Origin of the sequence: Ectopseudomonas oleovorans, assembly GCF_003052605.1 — a bacterium.
GTDB classification, from domain to species: Bacteria; Pseudomonadota; Gammaproteobacteria; order Pseudomonadales; family Pseudomonadaceae; genus Aquipseudomonas; species Aquipseudomonas oleovorans_A.
Window position 1 is genome coordinate 1 of the sequence record NZ_QASO01000079.1, and the last position, 8,565, is coordinate 8,565.

Genomic DNA, 8,565 nt, shown 5'->3' on the forward strand with positions numbered 1-8,565 from the left:
TATCGACCTGTGGCGCAACCGGCCGCATCAGGTGTTGACCCCGCGATTCGTGGCCTAAACCGGTATAATCCACGGCATGATTTCCATGCCCGAAACCCTTCCTGACGACCCGATTTTGCTCAAGCAGTTGCTGCTGTCGGCGAGCGTGCAGATGTCAGAAAAGGACGGTCAGATCGAGCGGTTGCGTGAACAAAATGCGCTGCTGATCCAGCGCCTATTTGGCCGTAAATCCGAGCAGAGCAGCGACCCGGACTCACCGCAGTTGGAGATCTTCAACGAAGCGGAAAGCCTGGCCGAAGCGACGCCTGAAGCACCGGTCGATGCGGTCGAGGAAGACGCCGGCGCACCGACCAAGCGCCGGGGCAAGCGCACGCCGCTGCCGGCCGAGTTGCCGCGGTTGGTGGTCACCCATGAGCTGCCAGAGCATGAACTGACCTGCGCCTGCGGTTGCCGCAAGCAGGTCATTGGCGAGGAAACCAGCGAGCAACTGGACATCATCCCGATGCAAATCCGGGTGATCCGGCACGTTCGCAAGACCTACGCCTGCCAGGGCTGCGAAACCGCCCCGGTGACCGCCGACAAGCCGGCCCAACTGCTCGAGAAAAGCCTGGCCAGCCCCAGCGTGCTGGCCATGCTGCTGACCAGCAAATATGCCGATGGCCTGCCGCTGTATCGCTTCGAGAAAGTGCTCAGCCGTCACGGTATCGACATCCCCCGGCAGACCCTGGCGCGTTGGGTGATCCGCTGCGGCGAGCAGTTGCAGCCTGTGCTCAACCTGATGCGCGACACGCTGCTGGACAGCCCCGTGATCCACTGCGACGAAACCCGCGTGCAGGTGCTCAAAGAGCCGGAGCGCGACCCGAGCAGCCAATCCTGGATGTGGGTGCAGACCGGCGGCCCACCAGACAAGCCGGTGATCCTCTTCGACTACACAACCAGCCGTGCGCAGGAGGTGCCACTGCGCCTGCTCGATGGTTATCGTGGCTACCTGATGACCGATGATTACGCCGGCTACAACGCCGTGGCCGCACAGGACGGTATCGAACGTCTGGCCTGCTGGGCGCATGCGCGCCGTAAATTTATCGAGGCGCAAAAGGTGCAACCCAAGGGTAAAACCGGGCGTGCCGACATCGCACTGGGGCTGATCAACAAGCTCTACGGCATCGAGCGCGAACTCAAGGATGCCAGCGATGAGCAGCGTCACCGGGGCCGCCAACAGCACAGCCAGCCACTCCTTGAGCAGCTCAAGACCTGGCTGGAGAAAACCCAGCCCCAGGTTACGGCGCAGAATGCCTTGGGCAAGGCACTGAGCTACCTGGCCCGCAACTGGAGCCGACTCGAACGCTACATCGAGGCTGGCCACCTGCCGATCGACAACAACGCCGCCGAGCGCGCGATCCGGCCCTTCGTCATCGGCCGCAAGAACTGGCTGTTCAGCGACACGCCCAAGGGCGCGACCGCCAGCGCCCAACTCTATAGCCTGGTGGAAACCGCCAAGGCCAACGGCCAGGAACCCTACGCCTGGCTGCGCTATGTCCTCGAACGCCTGCCGCAGGCCAATAGCGTCGAGGATTACAACGCGCTGTTGCCATGGAACTGCCCGCCCGCGATGCCACTGTAGGCATCAACCCCGCTTATTGAGAGGCGGGGTTTGTGGAGCGCTTACGGTTGACCAGTCGAGCTATTGCTTTGGATACGGCGTTTTTCGTTCCAAGCCCTGTGAAACGCCTGATGCTGAACGGCTGCCCTTTAGGTAGGCGCTTGACTCGTTGCGCAATCCGGGCAGATACCGACTGGGCTTGATCAGTGCTGAGCATCGTGACGTTCACGCCTATAGCGAGAAGTCTAACGACGAACTGAAAAGCGGCTGATGGAACGCAATTACTCTTCGCCGATATTCATCATCTTGAGCGTCGTTTATCAGGCACTCTTCGAGGCGCCCCAGCGAGAAAACTTGATCGGCGGACGGGTAGTGTCTGAGCAGGCTTTTCGCATGGCTGCGAATGTCATCAGGTAGTTCGCTGTTACGAGAGAGGTCGCGGAGAAAAGCTTCGGTCTTGACGACACTCCGGGTTCTTTCATGCGGAAGGGTCAAAGCGGCTACCTCCTTATTCAGTTATTCCAATCTACGAGACCAGAACGGGCAAGCCGCGCGCTTACCCCTAATTTGTCCGCGATTCGACGTGGTGCGGCTGATGGATTTTCAACCCTACAATCAGTTTTTCCCCCAGTAGTTGTCTTTGCTGACCAGACCAAAATATTCGGAAGCAAATGGCTGATCATCATCGAACATACCATTGACCATGCGCTCCCGACGCAACCCACTCAGCACCCTGAAAAAGCAGGGCTCACAGAGATGCACCCGGTAGTGCTCCCCATCATGCTGGGAGCCATATCCCCATTGGGCTTCAAGCTTGCCATATTGGGGAGCATAGCCGGGAATACGCGTGCCAGAGCGGCACACGTCGCAGATCACATCCTCAACGACATCGACCAATGCCTGCGATTTAATCTCCATGCACACCTCACGATTACGTTCCACACGACGCCGGCCGGTTATGGATTCATGAACACCAACATCATTGGATCAGCCTCGACTGGCTGAGCATTAAAAACAAGCCAGTAGCTGCTGCCGATAATGCTGGGAAAAGCTGAGCTGGTAAGCAGGCTCAATTGCAAAGCCACCCAGCGAAATGATGTTCGTAGGCTGCGATCCAATACCCGGTTCTGCACCACCTAACCCCGCACCGTCGAAACCTTCAACATGACCCAAAGTGCCCATCGGCTCAGGCCTGGAGCCTGGAGTAAAACCAGGCATCTGCACATCGTTCAAAACTGCCAGGTCATCAGGCAAGTCATCCGATATTCGCTCCGCAAAACCCTGAAGCGTTGGCTCCGCCAACATGAATAGCCATGCCTGGTCGTCGGACTCACCTGTGCGCCGCAGCACTCGCCCCAGCACTTGCCGGTAATGCAGTTCGGTGCGGATACGGCTGAGATAGCAGCACACTTGCAGGCGGGGAATGTCGGTGCCTTCGCTGATCATTCCGACGGCCACAATCCAGCGGCAGGCGCTGCTCCGGAATGCATTGATCACCTGCTGCGCATCTTGGGTTTTGTTGGTCACGATGCGGCATTCTTCACCCATTGCTTCTAGAGCCAGTGCAACTTGCTGGGCGTGTTCGATGTCTGTGGCCACCACCAAACCAGCGGCATCAGGTTTGATCTGGCGTAGCTCGTTCAGCTTGCTGCAGCCAAGATCGAGGATTGGATTGATCACCTCGTCATGACGCAGAAGTTCCTCATAGGTGACAGGTGACTCCCCTAAAAGCTTGGCGATGCTGGGAAACAGCCTCACGGAGCTATTCGCGCCAAGCTCTTCCGTAAGTTTCACCTTCTGATTGTCGAGCAACACAATGCGAGGTGATCGGCACACGTCGTCGGCAATGGCATCTTTCAAGCCATAACGGTAATCACAGATCAGATGCCCCTCGGGCGAAGAGTAGCGAGCCAATGCGATGGCCTTGTCGTCCGAACGCCAGGGCGTGCCAGACAGGGCCAACGTGAAGGCAGCCCGATCCTGTATCCGATGCAGTATCTGCTGCCCCCAGGCATTGCTGAGCAGCGGATCGTGGCCGGCGCAATGGTGGATTTCATCGAAGACCACGAACACCCGGTAGTCATCAAGCAGCTGCCAGAATCCCTCATCACGGTATTCCATGGCCTGATAGGTATAGGCAGCGCCCACGGCACCTATCTGGCCATCTAGGCGTCTGCCTAGGACTTCCGCAAAGGTCGAACGAAAACCCTCCACGACCTGGCAGGACGGCGCAAAGCACAGCACCAAATCGATTCTGTCCTGCTCAAGCAGTTGGCTGACCAGTTCTGCCGCCATGCGCGTCTTTCCGGCTCCCGGGGTTGCCTGGCAGAAGAAGTGCGGCGTGACGGTGAAGTGCTCCAGCGCCATGGTGATGCAGCTGTTCTGCCAGCTCCGTAGCGATCTACTCATCGTGGTGCGGCGAGCGTTTTGAGGGTCTTCTCGATGGCGCGCAGATGCCCCAAAAGACGAGAACTACGATCCCTGGCCTCCAGGTACTCGCCTTCAACCTTGTCCCGCAAATGTGGCATCTCGTCCAGAAGCAACTTGAATCGCTCTGCCTCACCCATTGAAGAAAGAAAATCCAGACGGATCTCCTTATGGAGTGCCTCCAGCTGCTGATCCATATTGGCTGAAGATTGAAGCGGCAGAGCTTTCACGTCGCGTACCGCTGTGTCCTGCTCAGCCGCCCTTGCAGACATAAGACTGTTTTCAAAACCGTTGTCGATCAGCTCAAGTTGAAGATGTGCTGGGGTAGGCAGCAGGTGGTAGACCTGCCCCCGTACGCGGCGCTGTTCGTCATGCACTAACCAACCTATGCGTAACATCCGGCGCATCTGTTCATACACATAGCGGCGTAAATCACCGATGCGATAGGTCATGCCATCCAGGTGCTTGGCATAGGCATCGCGCAGTTCACGAATTGTGAACCGTGTGCGGCCTTCCTCCTGAAGCAGCTCATACAGCCGCCTGTCGAAGATGAACGAGGCTGATTTCATTGCGGCACCTGAGAAGATAGCGCGAAAAATACGGATTATAGTCCGTGGCCTCTGCGTCCGTAAACGCATGATATTGCCGTCTCAGTGGAATTGAGACGGTCATGGATAAGTTGGCGAAAGCGTTGGGCGAACGCATCCGAGCGCAGAGAAAGGCCTGCCGAATTTCTCAGGATGCCCTGGCGCTGGCCTGCAGCATCGACCGCAGCTACATGGGGCGGATCGAGCGGGGTGAAGTAAGCATCACCGTAGAGAAGCTGTATCGAATTGCATGCCAGCTTGCCTGTGACCCTGCTTACCTGCTACCGAAGTTGTCCGAACTTAAACCAACCTGAACGATCCTGGATTAAAAGTCGCAACTGGCCTCCGCGCGACGGGGCGAGTGATCCACGCGCTCAAGCAATGGTTTGCCGGCTTAGTCGTTTCAGTCAGGTTTGCTTTTTTGCTGGCGGAGTCGCTTTATCTACTGCCGCGGTTGCGCGCTGGGCTCTGTGCGACTGCCGAGAGGTGCCTTGCCTGACCTTGGCCTGGCTCAAGCTGTCTAGTTCGCTCTGTAGATTCTGATTGCGTTGCTGCAGGACCAGCTTGACGGCTTCTGACGCGCTGAACTGGCTCTGCAGAGCTTCCAGAGCCTGAGCTTTCTGATCCAGCAGACGTTGCTTGGCCTGCTGGTCCCTGTGCAACTGCCTTGCTTCGGTGAGAAGGCGTGCGTTGTCGCGATTCAGTTGGGTCAGCTCGTCCTGCTTGATGATCAACGTCTGCTGCAGCTGGCGAATTTCCAGCTGCAACTGTTGCGCCTGCGACTCGTGTCGGCGCTGTTCCTGCTCACGCTGCTCCTTGCTGGCCTGCCGGTAGTGCTCCAGTGTGTTACGCGCATGTCGGTGTTTTTCCTCCAGCGAGTGGATCTGTGCATCGCGATCCTTGAGCCGATCCTCCAGGTCGCGATTGGCCTGCTGCAGGCGGGCATTCTCGACCTCGGCTTGCTGCCGTAGCTCGCGTAACTGTTGCAACTCATGGTCAGTGGCCTGAAATCGTTCGGCGTCGAGCGCTGTCTGGCCTTCCAGTTGTTGGATGCGGCTCTCGGCCTGCCGAATCCGCTGCTGGTAGTCGATCCGCTCGCGCTCCAACAACTCTCGCTCCCCGGCAACAACGGCTTGCGCTTCTTCTTGCAATTGGTCGGCCAGTTGGTTCACCAAGTTAGTCAGTTGCTCGCTCAGAGCAAGCGGTACTGCTCCACGACCACTGTCGGCGGCCTCCAGCTCTTTCAGGTAACGGTGAATGGTGGTCTTTGAACCGGTATTGCCCAGCTCAACCCGTACCGCATCGATGCTCGGGTACTCGCCGCGGGCGAGGAGGGTAGTGCGTGCCTTCTGCACCACCGCCTTGTTGATACCGCCGCGTGCCATGTTGCTCTCCTACGATTTCGTACTGTAATACATATGCTGTATTTACATACTATATTTGATAAGGTTTTTACACTAGATGGACGCTTACCTAAAATTGGATAATGACGAATTATCCAAGGTGATGCGGTGTTTTTGTCGTTTGGCAGTCGCTCACCGGTACACCAAGGGGATGCGCTCAGATGAGCCAGGAGATCGAGCGGTACCTGCAGGCCGGCACTCGTGCCAACACCCGGCGGAGCTATCAGCAGGCGCTTGAGCACTTCGAGGTGACGTGGGGTGGCTTTCTGCCGGCGACTAGCGATACAGTCGTGCGCTATCTGGTCGATCACGCCGCCACCCTGTCCAGCAATACCTTGAAGTTGCGCCTCGCGGCGTTGGCGCAGTGGCATGTCAGCCAAGGCTTCCCGGATCCGACCAAGACTCCGCTGGTCCGCCAGATCCTCAAGGGCATTCGTACTTTGCACCCACGCCAAGAGAAGCAGGCCGAACCTTTGCAGCTGCGCCAGCTCGAACAGTGCGTGTTGTGGTTGGAACAAGCTTTGGAGCAGGCCCGCGCGGAAGACGACTTGCCACGGCTACTGCGCTGTTGCCGCGATCGCGCTCTGATACTGATCGGCTTCTGGCGGGCCTTTCGCAGTGATGAGCTATGTCGCCTACAGGTCGAGCACATCCAGGTGCGGACCGGGGAGGGCATGCAACTGTTCCTGCCCTGGAGCAAAGGTGATCGGGACAACCAAGGCCAGACCTTCAACGCGCCGGCGCTGGCCAGGCTGTGCCCAGTACAAGCCTACGTCGACTGGATCAGTCTTGCGGGTATCGCACGCGGGCCGGTATTCCGTGGAATTGATCGCTGGGGGCACTTAGGTGAGCAGGGCTTGCACCCAAATAGCGTTGTCCCACTCATGCGCGCCGTACTGCAGGCAGCAGGGCTGCCTTCGGAGCTGTACAGTAGCCACTCGCTGCGCCGCGGGTTTGCCACCTGGGCCACCCGCAGCGGCTGGGATATCAAAGCGCTGATGCAGTACGTAGGCTGGAGCGATGGGCAATCCGCATTGCGCTATGTCGAGAGCACAGGAGTGTTCCCTGGGCAACTGAGTGCGCTACAACACATCTCAAACTGGCCCGAGGGACTGCCATAAGACCGCCTTCCGCGGCCCCGATCTGCACCTAGCTGCGCACTGGGAACACCAGCTCGTCATGTGCGGTGCAAATGAGTCGATGATCCAGCACATGGAAAATTGCAGGGTTCTTGGCATCCTGGGCACCCACAAAGAAGAGGTAACTGCGGGATGCCTGCTTGTCTTTTTTGGCTTTTATGTTCTCTTGCCGGGCTATTTCCAGCTCATTTTTCAGTCGCCCGCGGGCAGCTGCTGACCACTCGCTCCAAAGGACGACCACCTGGTAAGGCGTTAGTTTTTTCTCTTCCCATTCGCCCGCGTTGAGTGAAATGGTCAAGTGTTCATGCTACAAAGACGCGCTGAGGGAACGCTGGTCGAGGCAGTCCAGGTTGTACTGCCTGCGAGGCTGAATGGATCCAATGACTGGACGATGGAGAAGCTGACCGAGCTGATAAGGGTCTATGACCGGGACGAACGAGTCTTGGGCTACGACTTCAAAACGGCATCAGGCCAGACCTACTCGCACAGAGATTGCCTGTACTCACAGGACGGAGCCAAGCACCAGGTCTATTGTTCGATGATGTGTCCCGCATGAGATGGTCGCCACCTCTGGTGGTTCTTGGCAGGGCCACTCACGAGGTTTGACAGGACAATGAAGGCTCTTCCCGAGAAAATCCTGGACATCATTCAACAGCTTCCAGAAGGTGAGGTTCTGACACCTAGCAGATTCCTGCATCATAGTTCTCGCCATGCTGTGCAGCGAGGACTCTCTCGCCTGGTCGAAGGTGGAAAGCTGTTTCGCGTTGCTCGGGGCATTTATGTTGCCGCAGTCGAAACTCGGTTCGGCGTGCGCCCGCCGGCACCGGAGAAGGTTGTCCACTCGCTGGCTAATGCGCTGGGTGAAGTGCTGGTCGACCACGGGGCTCGTGCCGCGACTCAACAACCACCGACTGAAGTCGGTGGGTTAGTGACTTACGGACTGAAAGTCCGGATACGCGTCGACTGAACGACGCGTCGGATCAGTCAGGCTCCATCCTGAAATTATCGTTCGGGCTCGGCTCAAAATGATGCTCCAGATACTGCTTGATCATCTCTTCCGTCATCTGCCCAACCGTCGCGCAAAAGTACCCGCGAGCCCAAAAATGCTGCCCCCAATAGCGCTTTTTCAGATGGGGAAACTCCTCGAAAAGCTTGCTCGCCGTACGCCCCTTGATCCGCCTCATGATCTCACTCGGCGCCAAATTCGGCGGACTGCTCACCAGAATATGCACGTGATCCTTGCTCACCACACCTTTCACAATCCGAATTTCAAATGCTTCGCACGTCTGTCTCACCAGCTCTCGCACTCGCTCAGCAACCTCACCGCTGAGCACCTTGTATCGGTACTTAGTCACCCAAACAAAGTGATACTCGATCTGGTAGACCGTATGACTGCCGTATCTGTAATC

Annotated in this window: 11 protein-coding genes; 4 read left to right on the forward strand and 7 right to left on the reverse strand. The window is 57.7% G+C overall.

All coding sequences use genetic code 11. The annotated features are described in order from the left end of the window. Positions 1-76 precede the first annotated feature (76 nt). Positions 77-1,621, forward strand: a complete 1,545-nt coding sequence (gene tnpC, locus DBO86_RS13455) for an IS66 family transposase (RefSeq protein WP_031634228.1) — start codon at positions 77-79, stop codon at positions 1,619-1,621. A gap of 210 nt (positions 1,622-1,831) precedes the next feature. On the opposite strand, the gene DBO86_RS27155 is transcribed toward tnpC, so the two are convergent. From DBO86_RS27155 to DBO86_RS13480, 4 genes are all read right to left on the reverse strand, one after another. Further along, positions 1,832-2,095, reverse strand: a complete 264-nt coding sequence (locus DBO86_RS27155; RefSeq protein ID WP_092375345.1) for a BPSL0761 family protein — start codon at positions 2,093-2,095, stop codon at positions 1,832-1,834. 120 nt (positions 2,096-2,215) lie between these two features. Beyond that, positions 2,216-2,518, reverse strand: coding sequence for a hypothetical protein (locus DBO86_RS13470; protein WP_092375348.1), 303 nt, complete (start codon positions 2,516-2,518; stop codon positions 2,216-2,218). Between the two features lie 90 nt (positions 2,519-2,608). Continuing rightward, positions 2,609-4,009 (reverse strand): DEAD/DEAH box helicase, encoded by a 1,401-nt coding sequence (locus DBO86_RS13475; RefSeq protein WP_108233916.1) that lies wholly within the window; start codon positions 4,007-4,009, stop codon positions 2,609-2,611. After that, complete coding sequence (locus DBO86_RS13480; RefSeq protein ID WP_092375355.1) at positions 4,006-4,596, reverse strand: hypothetical protein; 591 nt, start codon at positions 4,594-4,596, stop codon at positions 4,006-4,008. Before DBO86_RS13480 ends, DBO86_RS13475 begins: the two co-directional genes overlap by 4 nt. Positions 4,597-4,697: 101 nt before the next feature. Here DBO86_RS13480 and DBO86_RS13485 point away from each other — a divergent pair, with 101 nt between their 5' ends. Further along, on the forward strand, positions 4,698-4,928 hold the full coding sequence (locus tag DBO86_RS13485; RefSeq protein WP_092375359.1) for a helix-turn-helix domain-containing protein: 231 nt from the start codon (positions 4,698-4,700) through the stop codon (positions 4,926-4,928). A 93-nt stretch (positions 4,929-5,021) separates the two neighbouring features. Here the strand turns inward: DBO86_RS13485 and DBO86_RS13490 are convergent, their stop codons facing one another. Beyond that, complete coding sequence (locus DBO86_RS13490; protein ID WP_092375361.1) at positions 5,022-5,999, reverse strand: DNA-binding protein; 978 nt, start codon at positions 5,997-5,999, stop codon at positions 5,022-5,024. A gap of 179 nt (positions 6,000-6,178) precedes the next feature. Between DBO86_RS13490 and DBO86_RS13495 the strand changes: the two genes are divergently transcribed. Then, a complete protein-coding gene (locus tag DBO86_RS13495) occupies positions 6,179-7,138 on the forward strand; it encodes a site-specific integrase (RefSeq protein ID WP_004374696.1) in 960 nt (319 codons plus the stop codon). Positions 7,139-7,166: 28 nt separating this feature from the next. Here DBO86_RS13495 and DBO86_RS26045 read toward each other — a convergent pair whose 3' ends face one another. Continuing rightward, on the reverse strand, positions 7,167-7,454 hold the full coding sequence (locus DBO86_RS26045) for a hypothetical protein (RefSeq protein WP_016487034.1): 288 nt from the start codon (positions 7,452-7,454) through the stop codon (positions 7,167-7,169). 315 nt (positions 7,455-7,769) lie between these two features. Here DBO86_RS26045 and DBO86_RS13505 point away from each other — a divergent pair, with 315 nt between their 5' ends. Further along, the gene (locus DBO86_RS13505; protein WP_244185555.1) at positions 7,770-8,123 is read left to right on the forward strand and encodes a DUF6088 family protein; all 354 of its coding nucleotides are present in this window, start codon (positions 7,770-7,772) and stop codon (positions 8,121-8,123) included. 13 nt (positions 8,124-8,136) lie between these two features. Here DBO86_RS13505 and tnpA read toward each other — a convergent pair. Beyond that, on the reverse strand, positions 8,137-8,565 hold a 429-nt coding region (tnpA, locus tag DBO86_RS13510), incomplete at its 5' end, for an IS200/IS605 family transposase (protein WP_146173169.1).